The sequence below is a fragment of the Mixta theicola genome (assembly GCF_002895925.1).
Lineage (GTDB): Bacteria > Pseudomonadota > Gammaproteobacteria > Enterobacterales > Enterobacteriaceae > Mixta > Mixta theicola.
This window is the reverse complement of sequence record NZ_NWUO01000017.1, coordinates 44,446-69,081: the sequence shown is the minus strand read 5'-3', so window position 1 is coordinate 69,081 and position 24,636 is coordinate 44,446. Positions and strand designations below refer to the sequence as shown.

The window sequence follows — 24,636 nt, the reverse complement described above, 5'->3', positions numbered from 1 at the left end:
AAAGACCAACATCCATAGCCTTAGCAGCGTCAGAGACGGTGTAATTTTGATCAACAACCAGCTGAGCGGATTCGCGTTTGAATTCAGGACTGAAATTTCTTCTTTTCATTGGGGCACCTGTATTGTTCTGAGGTGAGCATATCACCTCTGTTCAGGTGGCCAAATTCAGTAAACCACTACACTGCCATTGATAGCGATGCTGGGACGGATGATTCAGAAGAGGCATTTATTGGCTGTGCGGCAAATATTCAACTCGCAAAATTCATCACAGCAGCCAACCCCGCCGCCATTCTGGAAATCGCCGCCGCCTTCCGTCAGATGCAGCAACGCGCAGAAGCTGCAGAGGCGCAGCTTGCTGAGCTGGCGGCGCAGGAGCCTGTTAAATGGCAACCAATACCTTTTAATTTTAATCAATTAAAATTGATTCATGGTAAAGAGTTCGCCAGGGGTTACTGTGCTGGATGGCTGCGGAAGTGTCAAAGTGTAGAGTTAATGGGAGATCTGTTTAGCCGCCCAACTCCAGCCGTTAACCTAGCGGAACTGGTGCCGGATGAAATTTACGGTCTGCAACGCGCTGATCAGCCTTTTGAAAGTGGGAAGATTGCCGGATTCAACTCCTGCCGCTCCGAAATGCTGCGCCGCATTGACGCCATAGACAACACCGCGCAGCAGTATGAAGCACTGGCAAAGGAGGGTAAATGCTAGCAGGCTTCATCCTCCTCATTACCGCTCACTCTCACGCCCTACCCGTCACTGAAACCATCTACCAAACCAAAGCAGAATGCGAGGCCATCAGGGTCAGGCTGAATGAGCGTCGTCCGCTGGCTCAGCTTGTGTGTGGTGAGGTAAGGAGATAATTATGAATTTTGCAGATCCGATTGACGAAGCCGCAGAACGCGAGCAGCAGCTGATAGAGGTGGCTCTGGCCAACCGGCCGGCGGCGACTATGGTCTACACCGGTGAATGTCACTGGTGTAATGAGCCGATAGACAAGGGGCATTTTTGCTCGGACGAATGTCGCTCTGACCATGAGCGCATGGTGTGGGCGGAAAAGCAAAGGAGGCTGCAATAACGGAAGATAGAATCATGATCACCCCACTCCACCTCATCCTCACCATCATTGCGATCATCATCGCTAAAATGCTGCTTCATTAAAGAAGTGACTCTCTGTTATTTATTGCGTTCATTTGCGCTAAAAACCTGGTAAAAATCCCCGGAGGTAAAAATGGCAAAGCTGCTTAACCTGCTTGAATGGGCGAACGAGACTTATTCGAAACCGCCATCACTGTCTACCCTTCGCCGCTGGGTGCGCGAGGGGCGAACCTATCCTTGCCGCAATTGCATGGCAAGGAGTACAAACTTGAACCTGGCTCGGTTTACGTAGACCCGCGCAAAAGCAAAATGGTACGTAAAACAGAGTCAATAAGGCCGCCTCGCGAAGGGTAGCTATTGGAGAAGCTGAAGCATGTCGAAAAGGCCGGAACGTTACGACGCTAATCTGCCAAGGAATCTGACATTCAGAAAGTCCAAGCAAATTTACTCGTGGAGAAACCCGGTAACCGGACAAGAATTGTCGCTGGGCCGCATTTCACGCAGGGAGGCGGTAGCACAGGCAATCGAAGCCAATAATTATATCGACCAGAATTACATCCCTTCTGCGTTATTGGATAGGCTAAAATCTGTACCGGAATTCACTTTCGATAAGTGGCTTGATCGGTACAATATCATCCTTTCTCGGCGTGATCTGAAACCTACCACTCAAAAGATACGCGCTAATCAGCTTGCCACGCTGCGTGCTGCGTTTGGTCGCCGAGCAATGGATGCCATGGCAACCCGCGATGTCGCCTTATTTCTCGACGCATACATTGAAGATGGGAAGCGAAGCATGGCCGTGGCGCTCCGATCCTTGCTTCTGGACATCTTTCGCGAGGCTGTAATTGAAGGTGTGATTGAGCGAAATATCGTTGAGCCAACAAAAACCCCGGCACCTGAGGTAAGGCGGGAGCGCCTGTCAATAGAACAGTTTTTGGCGATACCTACTGCTGCCCAGGCGATGGGAGGCTGGATTGAGAACGCCATAAACCTGGCCCTCCTGACGGGTCAGCGCAGAGAGGATATCTCAAGGATGAAATTCAGCGATGTGAAGGATGGTCGTCTGTTCATCACTCAGGGAAAGACTGGTCACAAGCTGGCATTGCCGCTTTCACTAAAACTAAAGGATATAGACGTAACTTTGGGTGAAGTTATTGAAAGCTGCAAAAGGGACAATCCATCTGACAATCTTATTTACTCTTCTGTCAGGCGCGGAGGGAGAAAAGCTGGGCCGGTTGCCCCGGATGCTATTACAGGAGCGTTCGGTGATGCTCGCGAGTTGTCCGGTTTGAAATTTGGAGCGAACCCGCCATCCTTCCATGAAATCAGAAGCCTTGCCAGTCGACTTTATGAAATAGAGAATGGTGAGGAGTTCGCACAAAGGTTGCTCGGTCACAAGAATATCTCTATGACCAAAAAGTACCTGGATTCTCGTGGTCAGGAATATGTGATGGTTTAGGCTGAGTATGAAGTTTTCGGGAAAATTTCGGGATGACTGTCATTTTTTCTATATAAAACAACCATTTAAAAAAAGACCGAATACGATTCCTATATTCGGTCCAGGGAAATGGCTCTTGTGAGAGCCGTGCGCTAAAAGTTGGCATTAATACAGGCGATGTCGCCTTGCCTTATAAAGCGTAGAACAGTCGTGAAGAATGTCCAGTCGGATGCAAACAGGCTGCAAAGAAGAATTTAACTCTGTGAGATCAACGGCAAAAAGCGGATAAGGCGCTGTTGTTTAGCGCCAGAGTTAGCTACAGCGAATCAGCGCGGCGATGCCGCGCCTGGCAGGATTAATTACACAGCTTTTCTGCACGGTCGATAATGGGCTGCAGGCTGGCTTTTTGCCCCGGATGCTGCGGATCGTCAGCCTGAATTACCGAAACAGGCTGCGCGGTGGCTTTGCCTGAGGTCACCTTCTGTGCCGCTTCATCATTTAGCGGATACTGCATCAGGGTGCTGGGATTAATGGCAAACAGCGCATGCTCTTTCGTACAGGTAAGCATCACTTCTTCGCGGGTAAATGGCCACTTATCCTTGCCAATTTCAAAACGACTGATGGTGATAATTTCTGATGCCGCCAGCGCGCTGGTGCAGCATCCCATCGCCAGTAATAATCCGATGATTTTTTTCATGAGGTTACCTTATTGTCCTACTTAACTTATTTATACCCGTCATACTGCAAGTTGCATGTGCGCTGGCTTTCCTCGTTTTCCCAGACGCTTACTGATGTAAGCCGCTGAGGATTCACGGTGTCGCCGCGTGACCGGCCTCGCCCCTGCGGAGCCAGCGCAGGCGCTGTTACACGCTTTGCGTTTTGTCCTGCAACCCAAGTTATTTAGGGTATATTACGGCTGTAGCGTGGCAAAGATGCTGACGACTATCACGACCAATACCGCTGTCGCTATTTCCAGCTGCGTTGCACGTACAAACCATAATTGCGCCCTGCTGCCCGGTATGGAAAAACGCGGAACCAGCCAGTAGCGATTAAACAGCGCGGTCAATATCATTAGCGCCACCAGCCCGATTTTAATTAACAGCAATAGCCGGTAATCATTATTTGCCGGCCATGGCCAGCCAACAATAAAAGCGGTGTTTATTATGCCGCTCAGCACAGTCAGCGCGACCGCCAAATGCCCATAGCGCGAAAAGCGCATCATGGTGCGAATAGCATCACCACGCTGCGATGGTAGTCGCGCATCACGCATTAGCCACAGCAATGGCAACAGGCCGCCAGCCCAAAAGGCCGCGCCGGTAAGATGGATCGCCTGACTGAAACGCTGCAGCGCGCCGGGCCAGCCGTCCAGCATCGCCGCATGACCTACCAGCGCCAGGCCGCAGAGCTGAACCAAACCACACAGCAGCAGCAAACGCTGTCGCACGCTGCCGCGCGTCGCCAGACTCAGGCAGGCCAGCAGCGCCATCAGTAACTGCACGCACCAGGCCTGACCAAAACCGGTCTGTATTACTGCCCGCCAGATATTTACCTGGGCGATATTACGCCAGTCTCCGCTCATCAGTCCGGTTTGTACCGCCAGTATCGCCAGCGCGCTGAATAACGTCAGGATGGCGCTGCCGGTAAGCAGCGGCATTAAACGCTGACTTAACACAGGCTGATAGCGACGCGGCGCCAGCAGCGCGCTATAAAAGGCGCTGCCGGTAAACAACATCAGCGAACTAAAATGGGCCCAGCGGCAGAATATATACAGCGTTTCCACCGTCATCACTATTTCACGCTGAAAGTGTAGCTTCCTTTGGTTCTGTGGCCATCTACCGACAGCACATGCCAGTTTACCTGGTAGCTCCCGCTCGTAAGCGGTTTTTCCAGCGGCACAATCAGCTGATTGTGCTGTTTTGGCGCACGCTCAACTTCAGCTACCGGCATCGCTTGCTGATTAGGCGCGATAATATCGACGCCGCTAAAAGCGGGCTCAATATCTTCAGAGAACGTCAGCGTCAGCGCCTGAGGCGACGCTTCAACATTGGCATTCGCAGCGGGATATTGCGATTTCAGGTGGGCATGGGCCAGCGCAGCCGGAGAAAAGGCAACTGCCAGTACCAGGGCGGCTGCGCCGGGTAAAGCAGAGAAGCGGGTTTTCAACATGATTTCATCCTGTAAACTATCGTGGTTGTCACCAACGAGGCCGCAGCATACCTCCCGCACCGAAGCCTGTCGAGGCATTAACAGCGATTCAAAACGGGTACTACTGCGCTTATACATAGGAGTAAAAAATGTCTAACAACCTGGCAACATTATCGCAGGAAGAAAAAGATAAAGTGAATGTTGACCTGGCCGCCGCTGGCGTCGCCTTTAAAGAGCGTTACAATATGCCGGTGGTGGCTGCAATCGTCGAACGTGAGCAGCCGGAAGCGCTACGCGACTGGTTTCGTCAACGTTTGACGCATCATCGACAAACCTCAATTAACCTTTCCCGCCTGCCCTGGGAACCGAAGAAATAACAGTGCGCGTCAGCGCTAAGAGGCTTTATGCTACGCGTTATTGATACTGAAACCTGTGGTTTACAGGGCGGTATCGTGGAAATTGCTTCCGTCGATGTGATTGACGGCCAGATAGTCAATCCAATGAGCGATCTGGTTCGTCCGGACCGGCCGATCAGCCGTCAGGCGATGGCAATACATCGCATCAGTGAAGCGATGGTAGCAAATAAGCCGCCGATTGAAACATTGATCGGCCGTTATCACGGTAGCCCTTATTACGTGGCGCATAACGCCAGCTTCGATCGGCGTATGCTGCCGGAAATGCATGGCGAATGGATTTGTACCATGAAGCTGGCGCGCCAGCTGTGGCCCGGTTTAACCTATGGCAACCAGGCGCTGCGTCAGCACCTGCAGCTGAATATTACGCCGCCAGCCGACCTGCATGCGCACCGGGCGCTCTATGACTGTTACGTCACCGCCGCGCTGCTGATACGCATTATGGAAACTTCCGGCTGGGATGCGTCGCTTATGGCTGCGCGCATGCAGCAAACGGCGGCGGAAGTCATGCCATTCGGTAAGTATCGCGGGCGTTCGGTTGCGGAGGTGGCTAAGCGCGATCCGGGCTATCTGCGCTGGATGCTTGAAGCTATCCCGGATCTTAAACCTGCCCTGCGTAACGCCTTGCAAAAGCAGGTTAGCCAGGCTGACGATTAATAGCCGCTGCTGCCGCGCAGCGTATCCTGCGCCAGGCCGATAATGAAAGCAAACTCCAGCGAGACGCCTTCGTAGGATTTAAAACGCCCTGATTTCCCACCGTGGCCGGAGTCCATATCGGTACACAGCAGCAGCAGATTTTCATCAGTCTTCTGTTCGCGCAGCTTAGCTACCCATTTGGCCGGCTCCCAGTACTGCACCTGAGAATCGTGCAGGCCTGTCGTCACCAGCATATGCGGGTAAGGTTGAGCCGTAACGTTATCGTAAGGGCTGTATTGCTTCATATATTGATAATACTGCGGGTCGTTGGGGTTGCCCCATTCGTCATATTCGCCGGTCGTCAGCGGAATCGACTCATCCAGCATGGTGGTGACGACATCCACAAACGGCACCTGAGCCACTACGCCATGAAAGCGCTCAGGCTGGAGGTTGATCACCGTGCCCATCAGCAGCCCGCCCGCGCTGCCGCCCATCGCGTACAACCGCTGCGGATCGCCATAGCCCTGTTGAACCAGCGCATCGGTCACGTCAAGGAAGTCATTAAAGGTATTCATCTTGTTCAGCAGACGCCCGTCGTCATACCACTGCTGCCCCAGTTCGCCGCCGCCGCGCACATGAACCAGCGCATAGATAAAGCCGCGATCCAGCAGGCTGAGGCGGCTGGAGCTGAAATCTGCATCCATAATCGTGCCGTAAGAGCCATAGCCATATACCAGCATTGGGTTTTTACCCGGCTGATAATGCTGGCGGTGATACACCAGCGAGACCGGCACTTCCACGCCGTCACGCGCTTTAATCCATAAATGCTCGCTTTTATAGTTAGCCGAATCAAAGCCGTTAATCTGCGTTTGTTTTAATACGCGCCGCTCGCCGGTATCCATATCCAGTTCAAACAGCGTGGTCGGCGTGGTCATGGATGAATAGCCGTAGCGCAGTTTGCAGGTTTCCGGCGAGGCGTTATAGGCCAGCCAGGTAACATAGGCCGGATCGTCAAAGGCGATCCCAAAGGTTTCTCCGGTACGCCAGCAGATCTGCCGCAGGCTGGAAAGCCCACGCTGCCGCTCCTCAACCACCAGCCAGTCACGAAACAGCTGGAAATCCTCCATCACCACGTGATCGCGCGGCGCGATAATGGTTTCCCAGCGCGACTCATCCAGGTAGCTGGTACGGTACAGACCGAAGTTTTTCCCTTCGCGATTTGAGCGCAGCCAGAAACGGTGATCGTAATGATCGAGGGTATATTCATGGCCTTTGCGACGCGGCACAAAAACGCGGGGACGCGCATCGGCATACTCCGCATCCAGCAGATGAATTTCGGTAGTGGTGGTGCTGTGCAGCGCAATAAGAATAAAATGTTCCGAGGTCGTCTTATGCACGCTGAGGTAGAACGTGTCGTCGTTCTCTTCAAAGACCAGCTCATCATCCCGCTGCGGCGTGCCAATATTATGTCGCCACACCTGATACGGCAGCAGCGTCTGTTTATCTTTACGCACGTAATACAGCGTTTTCGAATCGTTAACCCAGGCAAAGCTGGCGGAGACGTTTTCCAGCACTTCAGGATACCAGTTGCCGGTTTCCAGATTACGGAAACGAATACCGTACTGACGACGCGACAGGAAATCCTCAGCCAGCGCCATAATGCGGTTATCGGGGCTAATATCGAGCGCGCCCATGGTATAAAACTCGCTGTGGGCGGCGCGCTGGTTCGCATCGAGCAGCACTTCCCACTCATCGGGCGTTTCGGTCTGTGCGGGCTGGCGGAAATAAATTGCGTATTCGTTACCGGCCTCATAGCGACTCTGATAGCGATAGCCGTTTTTCACGTAAGGCACAGAATAATCCTGCGGCGAAATACGTCCGACCATTTCTTTCAGCAGACGATCCTGCAGCGCCTTTTGTGTCAGCATCACCTTATGGCCATAGCTATTTTCAGCGTGCAGATAATCCAGCACCTCAGGATCTTCACGCTGGTCATCGCGCAGCCAGTAATAATTATCGACGCGGGTATCATCATGCAGCGTCATTTCGTAAGGAACTTTTTTAGCTTTCGGTGGCATCATAACGTTTACTGTTTTCAGACATACATACCTTAAGGTTGGCAGCTAAGACCATGATTGCCAAGCGGCAGCGGCAAAAAGCAGGAGATGAAGGGCTGACAGCCCGCCGCCAGGCTGCGACAGGCCCTAACTGTGGCGGTCAGGACGGAAGCTTCTCTTTTTCGGTTCGAATATCTTTTTCAATATCCTCCCGCACGTCCATCGGGATCTTTAACGCATCGCCCAGCTCTTTCAGATAGCTGCGTTCCATAAAGTGATCGGTATTGATAGCCGCGCAGCTAAGAAAGTAAAGCTCCAGCGCCTCTTCCTCATTTTTTATTTCCTGAGCCAGCCAGTGTGGATCCAGTGGACGGTTAATCGCCTGCTGGATCAGCGCTTCCGCCTGCTCGCCGTAACCCGCCTGATGAATATTTTGCTCAATGGCCTGACGTTCCTCGCCATCAATATGTCCGTCGCTTTTAGCAGCGAACACCAGCGCGGTAATCAAACGCTCCGCACGCTGATCGACCGGCGTAGCCTGCTGACCAAACTGCGGCTCATGCTGATGGGCCTCGCGGACGCGCTGCTTGTATTTATTCCACAGCAGAACGCCAGCCGCCGCGCTGCCGCCGATAACCAGCGCGTTTTTACCGTATTTGCTTAACAGGTTACGGGAAGATTTGTTGGAAATAAGCATTCCGGCCAGGCTACCGAGCGCGCCAGGCGCCAGCATTTTACTTAATCCTTCGCTGCCGCCCTGCGCTTTTGCGCCCGCGTTGCCAATTGCCGTATTGCTCAATATTTTTTGCACCTGCTGCAGCCAGTTACTCATACGCTCTCCTTTGGTGATGTGTGCCTTAGTCTGAAACACCGGGCGTCAGGAAGCATAAGCGAGAGCAATTGCGAAAAACGCCGCGCCAGAGATTTCCGGAGCGGCGCCAGGCGGTGAAGAACAGGCCGCTGTCGGCCACGGCGACCGTGCCGCCGGTAGCGAACAGAACGCCAAAAGCGCGGCGAAGAGGCTGCCTGGCCGCATCGCTATATCACTCAGCTTATCTTTGTATAAAGAAGATGGAATGAACGGATAGCGCGCATCCCACTTTGCTTAACATCTTTATCAGGAAAGTGTGGCTGATATTCGCCAGGCTGCAATGTTAATCCGGCGGGTTGTTCAGGCGGCCTTAACCGCGCGTACTTTTTTACCGGCTTCGTCTTGCGCTTTACCGGCGTCCGTTTCCGCCGCCGTGGCTTTTGGCGCTTTTACGGCTGGCTGCGCTTCCGGCAGCTTGCTGGTACGCAAAATATGCTGTACCGCATCTTTTTGTTCCGCCAGGAACAGACCCAGGTTTTCCAGCTGGGCTTCTTCCAGCGGCAGCTCGCTTTGCACCAGCCAGTCAGTAAAAGCTTCAGCCATATCGAGCATTTTGTCGTATGCGTCTGCTTCTTTTTTACTGGCAAATGTCATTTTTTCTTCACCTTTTCTGACCACAACAAATTTGGTTTCAACCGCCATGACTCACCTCGGGTTATACTGTATTTTTATACAGTATAACAGGCAAAATCCTGAGATCAAGCTTTCCCCGCAGCTGTCAGCACCACCGTTTGCGTATCTGATGCACGCTTTTTTACGCTTTATTTTTCAGTCAGATACTATGGCGATGTCTGGCACTGCGCTGCGTCAGGGAGCGACGCGTCGATGCTGTTAGGTCCAGGTGAACCGGACATTGACGGGCGGGCGTGGCGACGATGGAAAGCGTTAAGGAAGGGAATGGTGCAGCAGCGCTCCGGGGCGCGAAACGGCTCTCCCGCAGCGGGAGAGCCCTGGCGCTTAGCGAGCGCCTGCCACCGCTTCACGCGCCAGCTCGGTAATCCGCTGATAATCGCCGCTCTCCAGCGCATCGTTTGGCACCAGCCAGGAGCCGCCGATGCACAGCACGCTTTTCAGCGCCAGATAGTCACGGTAGTTGCCCGGTGAGATGCCGCCCGTCGGGCAGAAACGCACCTGTGGGAAAGGCCCGCCGATCGCCTGTAAGGCTTTTACGCCGCCGTTGGCTTCCGCCGGGAAAAATTTAAATTCGCGCAGGCCATACTGCATACCGGTCATTAATTCAGAAACGGTGCTGATACCCGGAATCAACGGAACGGTGCCTTCCACCGCCGCCTGCAGCAGCGGTTCAGTAAGACCGGGGCTAATAACAAACCGGGCGCCCGCCGCAGTGACTTCTGTCAGCTGCTGGGTATTGATCACCGTTCCGGCGCCGACGATTGCGTCCGGCACTTCCTGAATAATGGCTTTAAGCGCATCCATCGCCACCGGCGTGCGCAGGGTGACTTCCAGTACGCGAACGCCGCCCGCCACCAGCGCTTTCGCCATTGGCACCGCATGTTCCAGTTTATTTACTACGATAACCGGCACTACCGGTCCCGTTGTCAGGATCGCTTCGGCACTCGTTTTCCAGTTTTTCATCGCACTTTCTCCTGTCAGGCCAGCGAACTATCCGACCACTGGCAATAATAGCGCGCATCTGCGCGGCAAAGAAAACGGTCACTACCATACCTGATTTTTACAGCAGGCGTCCACGCGCTTAAACATTTTTTGAAACTGTGGTTCATTTTTTCAGGCAATTTCCCAGAGCAAAAAAAAGCCCGCATTACGCGGGCTTAGCACTGTTCTGTTTATTCAAACTCGTTCCAGGAACGGCCATCGCGGGTGATCATCGCCACCGACGCGACCGGGCCCCAGGTTCCGGCCTGATAAGGCTTAGGCGCATCGTTATCTGCCGCCCAGGCATCAACAATGGAATCGACCCATTTCCACGCGGCTTCCACCTCATCACGACGTACAAACAGCGCCTGAATACCGCGCATGGTTTCCAGCAGCAAACGCTCATAGGCATCGGCCAGATGGGACTGGTTGAAGGTTTCTGAGTAGCTCAGATCCAGCTTGGTGGTCTGCAGATTGTGTTTATGATCGAGACCGGGAACTTTGTTCAGGATCTCAATATCCACCCCTTCATCCGGCTGCAGGCGGATCGTCAGCTTGTTCTGCGGCAGCTCCTGCCAGGAATCCTTAAACAGATTCATTTCCGGATTTTTGAAATAAACCACCACTTCCGAGCATTTGGTCGGCAGGCGCTTACCGGTGCGCAGATAGAACGGCACCCCAGCCCAGCGCCAGTTATCAATATCAACGCGAACAGAAACGAAGGTTTCCGTATTGCTGGTTTTGTTGGCGCCCTCTTCTTCCAGATAGCCAGGCACTTTTTTGCCCTGCACAAACCCGGCGGTATACTGGCCGCGCACCGTTTTGTCACGCACGTTGGTGTGATCGATGCGACGCAACGAGCGCAGCACTTTTACTTTTTCATCACGAATGCTGTCAGCGCTCAGGTCGGACGGCGGCGACATAGCAATCATGGTCAGAATCTGCAGCAGATGGTTCTGGATCATATCGCGCATCTGGCCGGCTTTATCAAAATAGCCCCAGCGGCCTTCAATCCCGACCTCTTCCGCTACGGTGATTTGGACATGATCGATAGTGCGGTTATCCCAGTTATTGGCAAACAGGGAGTTAGCGAAGCGCAGCGCCAGCAGGTTAAGAACCGTTTCTTTACCCAGATAGTGGTCGATGCGGAACACCTGGCTCTCTTCAAAATATTCACCAACCTGATCGTTGATTTCCTGCGAGGTTTCCAGCGAGGTGCCGAGCGGTTTTTCCATCACGACGCGCGCCGGTCTGGCATTCAGCTTCGCCTGGCCCAAACCTTTGCAGATAGCGCCGAAAGTGCTGGGCGGCATCGCAAAATAGTTAATGGTTACGCGATTCTTTTGATCCAGCATTTTACCCAGACGCGGAAAATGCGAGGTGTCGTTAACGTCCAGGTTACAAAAATCGAGGCGACTGCTGAGGCGATCCCACAGCGCTTCGTCGATTTTTTCTTTCATGAACGTTTCCAGCGCTTCGCGTACTACTTTGGTGTACGCCGCCTTGTCCCATTCCGCGCGTCCAACGCCGATAATGCGGCTCTGTTCATGAATCTGCCCCGCCTTCTCCAGCTGGTACAGGGAAGGCAGCAATTTACGGCGCGCCAGATCGCCCTTAGCACCGAAAATAACCAGATCGCATGCCTGGGCTGTTTGTGTTACCGCCATTCTTATCTCCTCGTTGCAGGATGAGTCGGGCCCTGATGATCCTCACTGACCCAGCTCTTATTGTAATTTTATTTCAGCACAATGTACTGTGTTTGATCGACGCGGGTAAACCGGCACCCGCTTCTTTTGCCATAAACGGTTATTTTAACAACGCTCAGCGCCTGTTTGCGCCGCATGTTTTTCCCGGTAGCGCCTATGGCTTTTGCACAACGAAATCAGACACAGCTCATATTCTGGCAAAAAATGCCGGGCCTGGTTTTACCTGCGCTGCCATGCTGCGCCTATAGCGCGGTATATTCGCAATAAATGTCCATTGGATGCACCTGTGTATGAAATTGACAAAAGTGATGAGCGTTACCAAATGAACAATATGTTGGACAGAATTGAGTCGCAGCTTCCCTTCCTCAGTAAATCCGAGCGCAAAGTCGCGGCAGTGGTGCTTGCCGCGCCTGAAATGGCTATTCACTCCAGCATTGCTCTGCTGGCCGCCGCCGCCGAAGTCAGCGATCCTACGGTAAACCGCTTTTGCCATCGCCTGCAAACCAAAGGCTTTCCCGATTTTAAGCTGCAGCTGGCGCAAAGCCTGGCGACCGGCACGCCCTGGGTCAGCCGTAATATCAATGAGCATGACGCGGTGGAAGTCTATAGCGATAAGATTTTTCAGTCAGCGCTGGCCGGCCTGGAGCAGGTGCGTCAGCGCCTGGATATGAGAGCCATCCAGCGCGCCGTCGAGGTGCTGGCGACGGCGAAAAAAATCGGTTTTTTCGGGCTGGGCGCTTCAGCGGTAGTCGCGCACGATGCCATGAATAAATTTTTCCGCTTTAACGTGCCGGTATTTTATTCAGACGATGTGGTTATGCAGCGCATGAGCTGCATTAACAGCGGCGCGGGCGATGTGGTGGTGCTGATTTCCCACACCGGGCGCACAAAATTGCTGCCGGAGCTGGCCCAGCTGGCACGCGAAAACGGGGCCGTGGTGCTGGCCATCACCGCTTCCGGTTCACCGCTGGCGCAGGAGGCCTCGCTGCTGCTGGCGCTGGACGTGGCGGAAGATACCGATATTTATATGCCGATGGTGTCGCGCATGGCGCAGCTAATGCTGATTGACGTGTTGGCCACCGGCTTTACGCTGCATCACGGCGCCAGCTTTCGCGATAATCTCAAACGGGTCAAAGAGGCGTTAAAAACCTCGCGGCTGGATAAAAAAATCGACGCGTTCCCCGTTCAGCGTTAAGCAGGCTGCTGTAACCTCGTCACCGACATTTAGGCGTTTATCTGGCGCCGATAGCGCCTGCTTTTCGCTTCCTTGCCTGCCGCCCCGGCGCGATAAATTTTGTCTCTTATCAACGAAGTTTTCCTTCACCGCGCGTGAAGAGTGACTTTAGCAGCCGGTGTCAGTATTGTAATTAACGGGAAAGAAAAACGCGTTTAGCACTGAGCCTGGCATCGCCCAGGATTAACAGGAAGGGAAATAAATCCGCAGTTATATCAATAATCATAAACAGAACACGAATACTGACTCTACGCATCATTAGATCTCTACACCTTAAGGAAAACCCATGACCCGACGTCTTCGCAGAACCAAGATCGTTACTACTCTAGGCCCCGCCACCGACCGCGATAATAATCTGGAGAAAATCATTGCCGCCGGCGCTAACGTAGTACGACTGAACTTCTCCCACGGCACACCAGAAGATCACCAGCTGCGCGCGGATAAAGTACGTGAAATCGCCGCCAAACTGGGACGCCACGTCGCTATTCTTGGCGATCTTCAGGGGCCGAAAATTCGCGTTTCGACTTTTAAAGAAGGGAAGATTTTCCTCAGCGTTGGCGATCGCTTTCTGCTTGACGCAGATCTGGGGAAAGGTGAAGGCGATAAGGAAAAAGTCGGCATTGATTATAAAGGCCTGCCGGAAGATGTGGTTCCGGGTGATGTGCTGCTGCTGGATGATGGCCGCGTACAGCTAAAAGTGCTGGAAGTGCGCACGAGCAAAGTCTTTACCGAAGTCACCGTAGGCGGCCCGCTTTCCAATAATAAAGGGATTAACAAACTGGGCGGCGGCCTCTCTGCCGAAGCGCTAACCGAGAAAGATAAAGCGGACATTATTACCGCCGCTAAAATCGGCGTCGATTATCTGGCGGTCTCTTTCCCGCGCTGCGGCGAAGACCTTAACACCGCTCGCCGTCTGGCTCAGGAAGCGGGCAGCGACGCGAAAATCGTCGCCAAAGTTGAGCGCGCCGAAGCCGTTTCCAGCCAGGAAGCGATGGACGATATTATTTTTGCTTCCGACGTGGTGATGGTTGCCCGTGGCGACCTGGGCGTTGAAATTGGCGATCCGGAGCTGGTGGGCATTCAGAAAGCGCTTATCCGCCGCGCCCGTCAGCTGAACCGGGCGGTGATTACCGCCACGCAGATGATGGAATCGATGATTACCAATCCGATGCCGACGCGCGCGGAAGTGATGGACGTAGCCAATGCGGTACTGGACGGCACGGATGCGGTGATGCTCTCGGCTGAAACCGCGGCCGGTCAGTATCCGGCTGAAACCGTTAGCGCGATGGCGAAAGTCTGCCTTGGCGCGGAGAAAGTTCCCAGCATTAACGTGTCGAAACATCGCCTGGAAGTGCAGTTCGATAACGTCGAGGAAGCGATCGCCATGTCGGCAATGTACGCCGCCAACCATCTGCAGGGCGTAACGGCGATCATTACCATGACGGAATCGGGCCGCACCGCGCTAATGACCTCGCGGATCACCTCCGGGCTGCCGATTTTCGCTATGTCGCGTCATGAGCGTACGCTCAACCTGACGGCGCTCTATCGCGGCGTAACCCCCGTCTACTTTGACAGTGAGAATGACGGCGTGGCGGCAGCCCATGACGCGATTAATCTGCTGCGCGACAAGGGCTTCCTGGTCTCCGGCGACCTGGTTATCGTGACCCAGGGCGACGTTATGGGCACCACCGGCACCACCAATACCAGCCGCGTACTGCTCGTCGAGTAACCATGCAGGCTGCCGCCCCGCTGCGGCAGCTTCGCTTCCCGCCCTGTTTTTCCTCTGCTGCTCCCTGACAACCGGCTAACAGGAAATGGCTGCGCCGATAGCCCGCCCGTAGCCACACCGAAACTTTCCTCCCGTTTGCCGACGCGCGTCGTGTAGTAAGCCTGCCTGCTTTATATAGCGGATATACAGATCGTTTTTCAGCCTTTCCAGCCGCTAAACGCCCGACAAAACGTGATCAAGATCACATTTCAAATATTAATGCCACTTATAGCTCGATTGCCGCCAGAATCCTATTGAATGATAATGATTGCTATTTATAATCACATTTTCATTCTCATGTGCAGCATTCAGTTAACAAAATAGCGCAATAATCGCAGCAAAAGGAGGTTTATCTGCTTCAGACGGCTATTCCTCTGGTTTCACTTTATTGCGGGTAAATTCTTCTCCTCCGCAAAACATTAGATAATTTTAACTGATGCCGTAAAGCATCAGGCGTACAGGGCCGTCATTTTTTAATGTCGGTACGGGTTTCTTACGTCCAGAAAAAGGGTCAGGAAATGGCTTTGGTTTCCGCAACAACGCAAAATACCGCAGACGATCGTGATTATTCATCCGCCAGCGGCCGCGAATTTTTCTTTAACGAAGCTCAGCTGGAGCAATATGCGCAACAAACCCTGAGTGCGCTGGCTTTAATTCGACACCAGCTGCAGCAGACTGAAAAGCCGTTCAGCGGCATTTTGCCGCACGAACTGGCGCCGGCCTTACGTAATATCGACCTGGAGCAGCCGTTAGGCGACTCGCAGGCGGCGCTTACCGAACTGGCCGAAGTCTATTTGCGCGATGCGGTCTGGTTCCATCATCCTAAATATGTGGCCCATCTGAACTGTCCGATTGTTCTGCCCTCGCTGCTGGCAGAACAGGTGATGAGCGCGGTTAACAGCTCGGTGGATACCTGGGATCAAAGCGCCGGCGGCACGCTGATCGAGCAGAAAGTGATCGACTGGACGCTACAGCGCATCGGCCTGCCGGCCAGCTCGGACGGCATTTTTACCAGCGGCGGCACGCAGTCTAACCTGATGGCGATGTTGCTGGCGCGTGACAGCTGGTGCGTGCGTCAACATCCGGAACATCTGATTAAGCAGCGCGGCCTGCCGCCTGAGGCGGGGAAATGGCGTATTTTCACCTCGAAAATGAGCCACTTCAGTATCCAGAAATCAACCGCGATTTTAGGCCTTGGCTATGATGCGGTGATCGCCATCGACCACGATGAGCATTACCGTATGGATGCCGCCAGGCTTGAGCAGGCTATTCAGCAATGTCATCAGGATGGGCTGATCCCGATTGCCGTGGTTGCCACGGCGGGCACCACCGATTTCGGCAGCATCGATCCGCTTCAGGCGATAGGCGATATTTGCCGTCACTACCGGCTCTGGATGCATGTGGATGCCGCCTACGGCTGCGGCCTGCTGGTTTCGCCACAGCACCGCTCGCGCCTGCAAGGGATTGAGCGCGCCGACTCCGTTACCGTGGATTACCACAAATCGTTCTTCCAGACCGTTAGCTGCGGCGCTTTCTTTGTGCGTGAAAGCCAGCATCTTAGCCACGTTACGGTACACGCCGATTACCTTAATCCGCTAAGCGCGCAGCAGGAAGGCACGCCTAACCTGGTAAATAAAAGTATCCAGACCACGCGCCGCTTCGATGCGCTGAAGATGTGGATGACGCTGCGTATTATGGGCGCGCAACAGCTGGGCGCCGCCTTTGATAGCGTGCTGGCCCTGGCACAGCAAACGCATCATCTGCTGCGGGCGCATCCGGCCATCGAAGTGCTGCATACGCCGGAGCTAACCACTCAGGTATTCCGCTATATTCCGCGCCCCGGCCTTAGCGATGAAACGGTGGATGAAATCAACGCGCAGATCCGTAAAGCGTTGTTCCGTTCGGGCAACGCGGTGGTGGCAGGCACAAAAGTCAACGGACGCCAGTATCTGAAATTTACCCTGCTTAATCCCACCACCCGCGTCGCTGATATGGAAGACATTATTGCGTTGATTACCCATTACGGGCGCGATCTGTCATGCAGCACGCCGTTAAACGCGGCGAATCAGTAAGGACATAATGATGAACAACACCATTTATGACTTTATCGGCATTGGCATCGGGCCGTTTAATTTGAGCCTTGCCTGTCTGACCTCGCCGCTGGAAGAGGTTAACGGCCTGTTCCTCGATCAGAATCCCGGTTTTGACTGGCATACCGGCATGATGCTGGAAAGCGCCCATCTGCAAACCCCGTTTATGGCCGATCTGGTGACGCTGGCCGATCCCACCAGCCCGTTCAGCCTGCTGAACTATATGAAGCAAAAGGGAAAGCTTTACAGCTTCTATATTCGGGAAAGCTTCTTTTTAATGCGCAAGGAGTACAACCAGTACTGCCAGTGGGCCTGCTCGCAGCTGAATAACCTGCGCTGGAATACGCGCGTTGACTATGTCAGCTACGATGAAGGCCGTGAATGCTATCAGCTTCAGACCGTGGATACCCGCAGCGGCGAACGCCATACGTGGCTGACGCGCAAGCTGGTGCTGGGCACCGGGCCGGTTGCCTGGCTGCCGGAATGCAGCCGTCCGCTGCGCGATCGGGTGGTTCACTCCAGCGATTACCTGGTGAATAAAGAGCAGCTGCAGACGCAGCGCTCAATTACCGTGTTGGGCAGCGGCCAGAGCGCAGCGGAGATTTTCTACGATCTGCTGAGCGACATTGACAGCCACGGCTATCAGCTCAACTGGATAACGCGCGCGCCGCGCTTCTATCCGCTGGAATACACCAGGCTGACGCTGGAAATGACATCGCCCGAATGGATCGATTATTTCCACGCCCTGCCCCCTGCCAAACGCGACCAGCTGAATGCCGGACATAAAAATCTGTTTAAGGGCATCAACAGCAGCCTGATTAATGACATTTACGATCTGATGTATATCAAGCAGCTGGATGGCGACCTGAAGGTGCGGCTGTTTACCAATTCGGCGCTGACCGGGCTGCGCCGCCTGCCCGATAACGAGCTGGAACTGTCGCTGCATCAGCGTGAACAGGATCAGCACTATACGCGCCGCACCGAAGGACTGGTCATGGCGACCGGCTATCACTATCAGCCGCCGCAGTTTATCGAAGGCATCTCCCACCGGCTGCGCTGGGATCAACAGGGGCGCTACGATGTGCAGCGCAACTACAGCATCGATCGTCATAATGCGGTGTTTGTGCAAAATGCCGAACTGCATACGCATGGCTTCGTCACGCCCGATCTCGGCATGGCCTGCTATCGCAACTCGGTGCTGATCCGTGAAATCGCCGGACGGGAAATCTATCCGGTCGAACAACGCATCGCCTTCCAGACTTTCCCGGCAGAAACGGAGCTAAGATGAGCTTTTTATATCGCTGCAAACGACCGGCCGGCGACTTTACCCTGCGTTCGCTGAACGCGGACGATGCGCCGCTTATCCATCGTTGGGTGACGCAAGAGTATGCGCGCTTCTGGGGCATGCAAAACGACACGCTGGAGCAGGTCGCCAGCTTTTACCAGCGGCTGACCGCCAACGATCCGCAGGCGGCAATTATCGGCCTTTGCAATGACGAGCCGGTTTTCCTGATGGAATTTTACCGCGCCGGACAGGATGAGGTAGGCAAACACTATCCGGCCCGTCCTGACGATTACGGGATGCATATTCTTATTGCGCCCGTGGAAAAGCCGCTGCCGCAGTTTAGCTGGCAGGTATTCAGTACGGTGATGGACTACCTGTTCAGCCTGCCGCAGGTGCGGCGGGTGGTGGTCGAGCCGGACGTGCGTAACGAGAAGATCCATCGCCTGAACAAACGGGCCGGCTTCCGCTATCAGCACACCATTGATATGGGTCATAAAACCGCCTGGCTCGCCTTTTGCCAGCGCGAAGATTATCAGCAAGCGCAATTGCAGGAACAATTACAGATGACGACAACCCAGCCATTACTCAACGGACAACACCTGAGCGACGCTAACTGGACGCTGGCTAACCGCCTGCTGGTGCGCAAAGCGATTGCCGAGTTCGCCCATGAAAAACTGATTTCGCCAACGCCTGGCGCTGATGACAGCTATCAGCTGGCGGTGCCGGGCGGCGAGGCGGTTTACGCTTTCCGCGCCCGCCGTCTGGCGCTCGATCACTGGCAGATCGATGTGGACTCGCTGGAAAAGCATGAAAACGGCGAGCCGCGTCCGCTGGATGCGCTGCAGTTTATTATTGAATTTAATCAGCAGATTGGTATTCCTGCCGCCATGCTGGCGACCTATATGGAAGAAATCACCAGTACGCTGTGCAGCAGCGTCTACAAACTGCAAAAAGGCAACCCGGACAGCGCGGCGCTGGTAAAGGCAGATTTCCAGACGGTAGAAGCCGCAATGACCGAAGGTCACCCCTGCTTTGTCGCCAATAATGGCCGCATCGGTTTTGATGCGCGTGACTATCTGGCCTACGCGCCGGAAGCGGCCACGCCAGTCCGCCTGGTGTGGGTTGCGGTGCATACCCGCAACGCGCATTTTTCCAGCCTTGATACGCTGAGCTATCAACAGTTAATGCAGGAAGAACTGGGGGAAAACACTGTCGCCGCCTTTAACGCGCGGCTACAGGCGCTGGCGGTTAATCCGCAGGATTATCTGTTTATGCCGGTTCACCCCTGGCAATGGCAAAATAAGCTGCTGACGGTCTTTGCGCCCGATATTGCCGCCCGCGATATTATCTGGCTGGGAGAAGGCGAAGATAACTACCAGGCGCAGCAGTCGATCCGCACCTTCTTTAACCGCAGCCAGCCAGCCAAACGTTATGTCAAAACCGCGCTCTCGGTATTGAATATGGGCTTTATGCGCGGCCTGTCGCCCTATTACATGGCCACCACGCCGGCGGTAAATCAGTGGCTGGAAGGCGTGGTCAGTCAGGATCGCTGGCTACGGCAGTGCGATTTCCGCCTGCTGCGCGAGGTGGCGGCGATTGGCTATCATAACCGTTACTATGAGCGCGCCATTCAGGGCGATTCCGCCTGGAAAAAGATGTTTGCCGCGCTGTGGCGCGATAATCCGGTCGCGAAGCTACGGCCCGGCCAGCGTCTGATGACTATGGCTTCGTTACTGCATATCGACCAGCATCAGCAGGCGCTGCTGCCCGCGCTGATCGCGGATTCCGGGCTGGATGCACAAACGTGGATCGATCGCTATCTGACCTGCTATCTTAGCCCGCTGCTGCACTGTTTCTATCAGCATGACATCGTTTTTATGCCGCACGGCGAAAACCTGATCCTGCTGCTGGAAAATAACGTGCCGGTCAGCGCGTATATGAAAGATATTGGCGAAGAGATCGCGGTACTGAACCCGGATGCGGTGCTGCCGGAGAAGGCGCAGCGGCTGGCGGTGGACGTGCCGGAAAACCTGAAGGTGCTCTCTATCTTTACCGATGTGTTTGACTGCATTTTCCGCTTTGTCTCGGCCATTCTGGATGATAGCGGAACGCTGCCGGAAGCGCGTTTCTGGCAGCGCGTGGCGCAATGCGTTCATGATTATCAGCAGGCGCATCCGCAGCTGGCGCATAAGTTTGCCCGTTATAATCTGTTTACGCCTGTTTTCGCGCTTTCCTGCCTGAACCGCCTGCAGCTGGCGAATAATCAGCAGATGATTAACCTGGCCGACCCGGCGGAAAACCTGAAGTTTGCCGGTGAGCTGACCAACCCGATTGCCGCTTTCGCGCATCAGGAATAATTCATAAGTAATATAATTTTGATTGCTATAGTGACGCGGCCGCATTTAGGGTCGCGTTTTTAACTTTCTGGAGCATACCTGCATGGCCGCATATATCCCGGCTTCCAGCCTGACCTTCAGGCATTTACTGTTCCCGCTGTCGCTGGTGCTGTTTGAGTTCGCTACCTATATTGCGCACGATATGATCCAGCCCGGCATGCTGCTGGTAACCCGTGAATTTCACGTCGGCGCCGAATGGGTTTCGACTTCCCTCTCCGCTTACCTGATTGGCGGCATTGTCCTGCAATGGCTGACCGGCCCGTTATCTGATAAATATGGCCGACGTCCGGTCATGCTGGCTGGCGTGCTGCTTTTTATTATCTGCTGTGCGCTGATGCACTGGATTTCATCAATTGAGCAGTTTGTCGCGCTACGCTTCTTGCAGGGCCTCAGCCTCTGCTTTATCGGCGCGGTTGGCTATGCTGCTATTCAGGAAGCGTTTGACGAGGCGCGCAGCGTGCGGATTATGGCGCTGATGGCGAACGTGGCCCTGCTGGCGCCGCTGGTCGGTCCGCTGGCGGGCGCGGCCTTTTTAACCGTGGGCGAGTGGCGCACCATGTTCTGGCTGTTTGCTTTTATCGCGACGCTGGCGCTGGTCGGGCTTTGGCGCGCCATGCCGGAAACCGCAGGCGATCGCACTATTTCGCTTAGCCTGAAGAATCTGGCCCGTAGCTATCTGGCGCTGGCGCACGATCGTCAAATTATGAGCGGCTCGCTGGCGATCGGGCTGGTTTTTATTCCAATCCTCGCCTGGGTGGCGCTGGCGCCGGTGATCCTGATGCAGGATGAGGGACTGTCGCGTATGGATTACGCCCTGCTGCAGCTGCCGGTTTTCCTGGCGATGATCGCCGGTAATCTGACGCTGAGCCGCCTGTCCAGCCGCTTGCCGATTGAAGGCCCGCTGCGCTTTGGCGCATGGCCGATTCTGGCCGGTCTGGCCCTCGCCGCGTTAACCAGCCTGATCGATAACCACAGCTATCTGTGGCTGACCGCCGGGCTGAGCCTGTATGCCTACGGCGCGGGCATGGTAAACGCCGGGCTTTATCGACTGACGCTGTTTGCCAGCAGCGCGGGAAAAGGCAGCGTGGCCGCCATGTTAGGTATGGTCAGCATTATTGCTTTTGCGTTGGGAATCGAATTAACGAAGTATGGCTATTTTCACGGCGGCAGCGCCTGGTTTAGCCTGATCAACCTGGCGAGCGGCCTGCTGTGGCTGGTGCTGGTGACCGCATTCCTGCGCGAGCGCAAGCGGCGCAGTACGGTAAATCCGCTTTAAAGCAATAAAATCGGGTCAGTTGGGAAACCGCGCCTTCTATCCCCGCTCTGAAGAACGGGGATTTACGGCGTCCCGGATAACCGCGAGCTGGCGCGGGCGGCGGTCACCGCGGTTATTTTTCCGCCTGGAATTATTTCCGCGGAAATAACTCTTTGCGCTTGTAGGGTTCGATCTCTCCTTCGCGCCGCGTTTTCAGCAGTTTCAGGATCCAGGTGTACTGTTCCGGATGCGGGCGCACAAAAATTTCCACCTCTTCATTCATGCGGCGCGCCAGCGTGTGGTCGTCCGCATCCAGCAGATCGTCCATCGGCGGACGGATATAAATATCAAGCTGGTGCGTCTTTGCGTTATACACCGGGAACAGCGGCACCACGCGCGCGCGACAAACCTTCATCAGCCGCCCAACCGCAGGCAGCGTGGCTTTATAGGTGGCAAAGAAATCAACGAATTCACTGTGCTCTGCGCCGTGATCCTGATCGGGTAGATAGTAGCCCCAATAGCCCTGACGCACCGAACTGATAAAAGGTTTGATCCCATCGTTTCTGGCGTGCATACGTCCACCAAAACGGCGGCGCACCCGGTTCCAGATATAGTCGATCAGCTGATTGCTTTGATTGTGAAACATCGCCGCCATCCTCTGGCCTTCTGAAGCCAGCAGCATGGCGGGAATATCGACTGCCCAGCCGTGCGGCACCAGAAAAATAACGTTTTGCTTCTCCTCCTGAATCGCATCGATAATTTCCCGGCCGTGCCAGCGAACGTGCTGGCGAACGCGCTCCGGCTTACGTAGCGCCAGTTCAGCCATCATCGCCATCGACTGCGGAGCGGTGGCGAACATTTCATCAATAATCGCTTCACGCTCGGTTTCTGGCAGTTCGGGCATACAATAAAGCAGGTTAATTTGCGCACGACGGCGCGCGCTTTTTGCAAAACGTCCAGCAAGGCGGCCCGCTGCGCCAAGAACAGGATCGCGTAGCGCCGCAGGCAGCATTGCCATCACGGCAAACGCGCCGATTCCCAGCCAGGCACCCCAGTATTCAGGCAACAGGAAGGATTTCTGAAAGACGGGAATAAATTCTGTATGTTTTTTCTTGCTGGTTTCCATGCACTCGCCTCTATCAATAACCGGCTAATGATAGTGTCGGCAGGTAAATTTGCAATGCTTACCGCAGGTTATCGCTAAACCAACCCTAAATAACGCGAAACAGGCTCGCCAGCGGGAAGAAAAAATGAAAACAAGCGGAGACGCACGGTTCAGTGCGCTCCGCTCTGGAGAAAATAGCGGCGCTTAATTTAGCTTCAGCTGCGGCAGCACTTCTCTCACCTGCGCAAGGAATTCTGCACGATCTTTACCGGTCAGCCCTTCCGTACGCGGCAGTTTCGCCGTTAGCGGGTTAACTGCCTGGTTATTAATCCAGATTTCATAATGCAGGTGCGGGCCGGTTGAACGTCCGGTACTGCCGGAAAGGCCAATACGATCGCCACGTTTCACCTTATCACCCGGTTTAACCAGCAGCTTTTCCATATGCATATAGCGCGTCATATACTGACGACCGTGACGAATAGCGACATAGTTACCGGCGCCGGCGCTACGCTTCGCCTGCACCACTTCGCCATCGCCCACCGCCAGCACCGGCGTGCCAATCGGTACGGCAAAATCCACGCCTTTATGCGGCGCGATGCGCCCGGTCACCGGATTCAGACGGCGCGGATTAAAGTTGGAGGAAACGCGGTACTGCTTCACCGTAGGGAAACGCATAAAGCCGCGCGCCAGGCCGGAGCCGGTACGATCGTAGAACTTGCCGTCTTCGGCGCGGATAGCGTAATAATCTTTGCCGCCGCTGCGCAGGCGTACGCCCAATAGCTGGCTCTGCTCATTTTTACCGTCCAGCTCTTCACGCGACATCAGCACGCTGAATTTGTCGCCCGCGCGCAGCTTACGAAAATCCATCTGCCACTGCAGCGCTTTGATCACGTTGCTGATCTCCGCGCTGGTCAGGCCGGCGCGCTGGGCGCTGCTGACAAAACTGTCGTTAACCTCACCGGTCAACACGCTGTTTTTCCATTCGCCTTTCTGCAGCTCGCTGGACATTTTAAAGCCGTTATCGATGCGATCGTAAGTGCGGGTTTCGCGCCGCGACATTTCCCAGGTCAGGCGCTGCAGCTGGCCTTCATCGGTCAGCGTCCAGGAGAGCTGCTGCCCCAGCTGGAGATTACGCAGATCGTTATCAATCTTAACCAGCTGACTAATTTCGCCCATATCGATGCCGTACTGATTCAGTACGTTGCTCAGGGTATCGCCGCTGGAAACCACATAATCATGCGTGCCGGTTTCCGCCGTTACGTCCTGATCGATTTCATCCTGCGGCAATTCGTCGTCCGACGCAGTCTGATCGAGCGGTTCGCTGGCTTCTGGCAGCAGCGTACGCAGCTGATTTTTATCAATTTCAATGGTTTTTACGATGGGCGACGTTTCACCCGGATGGTAAACAAAAGGCCGCCAGACAGCGACGGCCAGAGTCACAACGGTCAGCGACCCAAGCATAACGCGGTGGGGACGCGGCAGATTATTAAACGCCAGGGCGACAGAGCGGGCTATCTGTTGCACTTTTTGG

At 54.6% G+C, this 24,636-nt stretch carries 24 protein-coding genes; 13 read left to right on the top strand and 11 right to left on the bottom strand.

Annotation, left to right across the window (positions count from 1 at the left end):
* Nucleotides 1-109 (bottom strand): transposase (locus COO59_RS20740; protein ID WP_133158576.1); only part of this gene is annotated, 109 nt, incomplete at its 3' end.
* Nucleotides 110-132: 23 nt separating this feature from the next.
* Here COO59_RS20740 and COO59_RS20975 point away from each other — a divergent pair.
* The 4 genes from COO59_RS20975 to COO59_RS18130 all read left to right on the top strand — a co-directional run bounded on the left by COO59_RS20975 (nt 133) and on the right by COO59_RS18130 (nt 2,551).
* Complete coding sequence (locus COO59_RS20975; RefSeq protein ID WP_165786539.1) at nt 133-705, top strand: hypothetical protein; 573 nt, start codon at nt 133-135, stop codon at nt 703-705.
* 154 nt (nt 706-859) lie between these two features.
* Nucleotides 860-1,072: a hypothetical protein gene (locus COO59_RS18140; RefSeq protein ID WP_103061130.1), complete on the top strand. Its 213-nt coding sequence runs from the start codon at nt 860-862 to the stop codon at nt 1,070-1,072.
* Nucleotides 1,073-1,225: 153 nt separating this feature from the next.
* Nucleotides 1,226-1,384, top strand: coding sequence for an excisionase (locus COO59_RS18135; RefSeq protein ID WP_240614160.1), 159 nt, complete (start codon nt 1,226-1,228; stop codon nt 1,382-1,384).
* A gap of 81 nt (nt 1,385-1,465) precedes the next feature.
* Nucleotides 1,466-2,551, top strand: coding sequence for a tyrosine-type recombinase/integrase (locus tag COO59_RS18130; RefSeq protein WP_103061129.1), 1,086 nt, complete (start codon nt 1,466-1,468; stop codon nt 2,549-2,551).
* 334 nt (nt 2,552-2,885) lie between these two features.
* On the opposite strand, the gene COO59_RS18125 is transcribed toward COO59_RS18130, so the two are convergent.
* From COO59_RS18125 to yobA, 3 genes are all read right to left on the bottom strand, one after another.
* A complete protein-coding gene (locus COO59_RS18125) occupies nt 2,886-3,227 on the bottom strand; it encodes a YebY family protein (protein ID WP_103061128.1) in 342 nt (113 codons plus the stop codon).
* 213 nt (nt 3,228-3,440) lie between these two features.
* Complete coding sequence (gene copD / locus COO59_RS18120; RefSeq protein WP_103061127.1) at nt 3,441-4,316, bottom strand: copper homeostasis membrane protein CopD; 876 nt, start codon at nt 4,314-4,316, stop codon at nt 3,441-3,443.
* Between the two features lie 2 nt (nt 4,317-4,318).
* Nucleotides 4,319-4,696, bottom strand: a complete 378-nt coding sequence (gene yobA, locus COO59_RS18115) for a CopC domain-containing protein YobA (protein ID WP_103061126.1) — start codon at nt 4,694-4,696, stop codon at nt 4,319-4,321.
* Between the two features lie 128 nt (nt 4,697-4,824).
* Here yobA and COO59_RS18110 point away from each other — a divergent pair, with 128 nt between their 5' ends.
* Together COO59_RS18110 and exoX are read left to right on the top strand one after the other, a co-directional pair.
* The gene (locus COO59_RS18110) at nt 4,825-5,052 is read left to right on the top strand and encodes a DNA polymerase III subunit theta (RefSeq protein WP_103061125.1); all 228 of its coding nucleotides are present in this window, start codon (nt 4,825-4,827) and stop codon (nt 5,050-5,052) included.
* 27 nt (nt 5,053-5,079) lie between these two features.
* Nucleotides 5,080-5,745: an exodeoxyribonuclease X gene (gene exoX / locus COO59_RS18105; RefSeq protein WP_103061124.1), complete on the top strand. Its 666-nt coding sequence runs from the start codon at nt 5,080-5,082 to the stop codon at nt 5,743-5,745.
* On the opposite strand, the gene COO59_RS18100 is transcribed toward exoX, so the two are convergent.
* The 5 genes from COO59_RS18100 to zwf all read right to left on the bottom strand — a co-directional run bounded on the left by COO59_RS18100 (nt 5,742) and on the right by zwf (nt 11,933).
* Nucleotides 5,742-7,805: a prolyl oligopeptidase family serine peptidase gene (locus COO59_RS18100; protein ID WP_103061123.1), complete on the bottom strand. Its 2,064-nt coding sequence runs from the start codon at nt 7,803-7,805 to the stop codon at nt 5,742-5,744. The two genes, exoX and COO59_RS18100, sit on opposite strands and share 4 nt — an antisense overlap.
* Nucleotides 7,806-7,941: 136 nt before the next feature.
* The gene (locus tag COO59_RS18095) at nt 7,942-8,613 is read right to left on the bottom strand and encodes a tellurite resistance TerB family protein (RefSeq protein ID WP_103061122.1); all 672 of its coding nucleotides are present in this window, start codon (nt 8,611-8,613) and stop codon (nt 7,942-7,944) included.
* A gap of 339 nt (nt 8,614-8,952) precedes the next feature.
* Nucleotides 8,953-9,294, bottom strand: a complete 342-nt coding sequence (locus COO59_RS18090; protein WP_103061121.1) for a YebG family protein — start codon at nt 9,292-9,294, stop codon at nt 8,953-8,955.
* Between the two features lie 315 nt (nt 9,295-9,609).
* A complete protein-coding gene (locus tag COO59_RS18085; protein WP_103061120.1) occupies nt 9,610-10,248 on the bottom strand; it encodes a bifunctional 4-hydroxy-2-oxoglutarate aldolase/2-dehydro-3-deoxy-phosphogluconate aldolase in 639 nt (212 codons plus the stop codon).
* 209 nt (nt 10,249-10,457) lie between these two features.
* The gene (gene zwf, locus COO59_RS18080) at nt 10,458-11,933 is read right to left on the bottom strand and encodes a glucose-6-phosphate dehydrogenase (RefSeq protein WP_103061119.1); all 1,476 of its coding nucleotides are present in this window, start codon (nt 11,931-11,933) and stop codon (nt 10,458-10,460) included.
* 35 nt (nt 11,934-11,968) lie between these two features.
* Here zwf and COO59_RS18075 point away from each other — a divergent pair, with 35 nt between their 5' ends.
* The 7 genes from COO59_RS18075 to COO59_RS18045 all read left to right on the top strand — a co-directional run bounded on the left by COO59_RS18075 (nt 11,969) and on the right by COO59_RS18045 (nt 22,021).
* Entirely contained in the window at nt 11,969-12,220 is a 252-nt protein-coding gene (locus COO59_RS18075) for a hypothetical protein (protein WP_103061118.1), read from the top strand.
* 74 nt (nt 12,221-12,294) lie between these two features.
* Entirely contained in the window at nt 12,295-13,167 is an 873-nt protein-coding gene (locus tag COO59_RS18070) for a MurR/RpiR family transcriptional regulator (protein WP_103061117.1), read from the top strand.
* A gap of 325 nt (nt 13,168-13,492) precedes the next feature.
* Nucleotides 13,493-14,935: a pyruvate kinase gene (pyk, locus tag COO59_RS18065; protein WP_103061116.1), complete on the top strand. Its 1,443-nt coding sequence runs from the start codon at nt 13,493-13,495 to the stop codon at nt 14,933-14,935.
* Nucleotides 14,936-15,492: 557 nt separating this feature from the next.
* Nucleotides 15,493-17,046, top strand: coding sequence for a pyridoxal phosphate-dependent decarboxylase family protein (locus COO59_RS18060; RefSeq protein ID WP_103061134.1), 1,554 nt, complete (start codon nt 15,493-15,495; stop codon nt 17,044-17,046).
* Nucleotides 17,047-17,056: 10 nt separating this feature from the next.
* On the top strand, nt 17,057-18,352 hold the full coding sequence (locus COO59_RS18055; protein ID WP_103061115.1) for a lysine N(6)-hydroxylase/L-ornithine N(5)-oxygenase family protein: 1,296 nt from the start codon (nt 17,057-17,059) through the stop codon (nt 18,350-18,352).
* The gene (locus tag COO59_RS18050) at nt 18,349-20,706 is read left to right on the top strand and encodes a GNAT family N-acetyltransferase (RefSeq protein ID WP_103061114.1); all 2,358 of its coding nucleotides are present in this window, start codon (nt 18,349-18,351) and stop codon (nt 20,704-20,706) included. Before COO59_RS18055 ends, COO59_RS18050 begins: the two co-directional genes overlap by 4 nt.
* Before the next feature lie 82 nt (nt 20,707-20,788).
* A complete protein-coding gene (locus tag COO59_RS18045; RefSeq protein ID WP_103061113.1) occupies nt 20,789-22,021 on the top strand; it encodes an MFS transporter in 1,233 nt (410 codons plus the stop codon).
* A gap of 130 nt (nt 22,022-22,151) precedes the next feature.
* Here COO59_RS18045 and lpxM read toward each other — a convergent pair whose 3' ends face one another.
* Complete coding sequence (gene lpxM / locus COO59_RS18040; protein WP_103061112.1) at nt 22,152-23,126, bottom strand: lauroyl-Kdo(2)-lipid IV(A) myristoyltransferase; 975 nt, start codon at nt 23,124-23,126, stop codon at nt 22,152-22,154.
* A gap of 183 nt (nt 23,127-23,309) precedes the next feature.
* Nucleotides 23,310-24,629: a murein DD-endopeptidase MepM gene (mepM, locus tag COO59_RS18035; RefSeq protein ID WP_103061111.1), complete on the bottom strand. Its 1,320-nt coding sequence runs from the start codon at nt 24,627-24,629 to the stop codon at nt 23,310-23,312.
* Nucleotides 24,630-24,636: the final 7 nt, after the last annotated feature.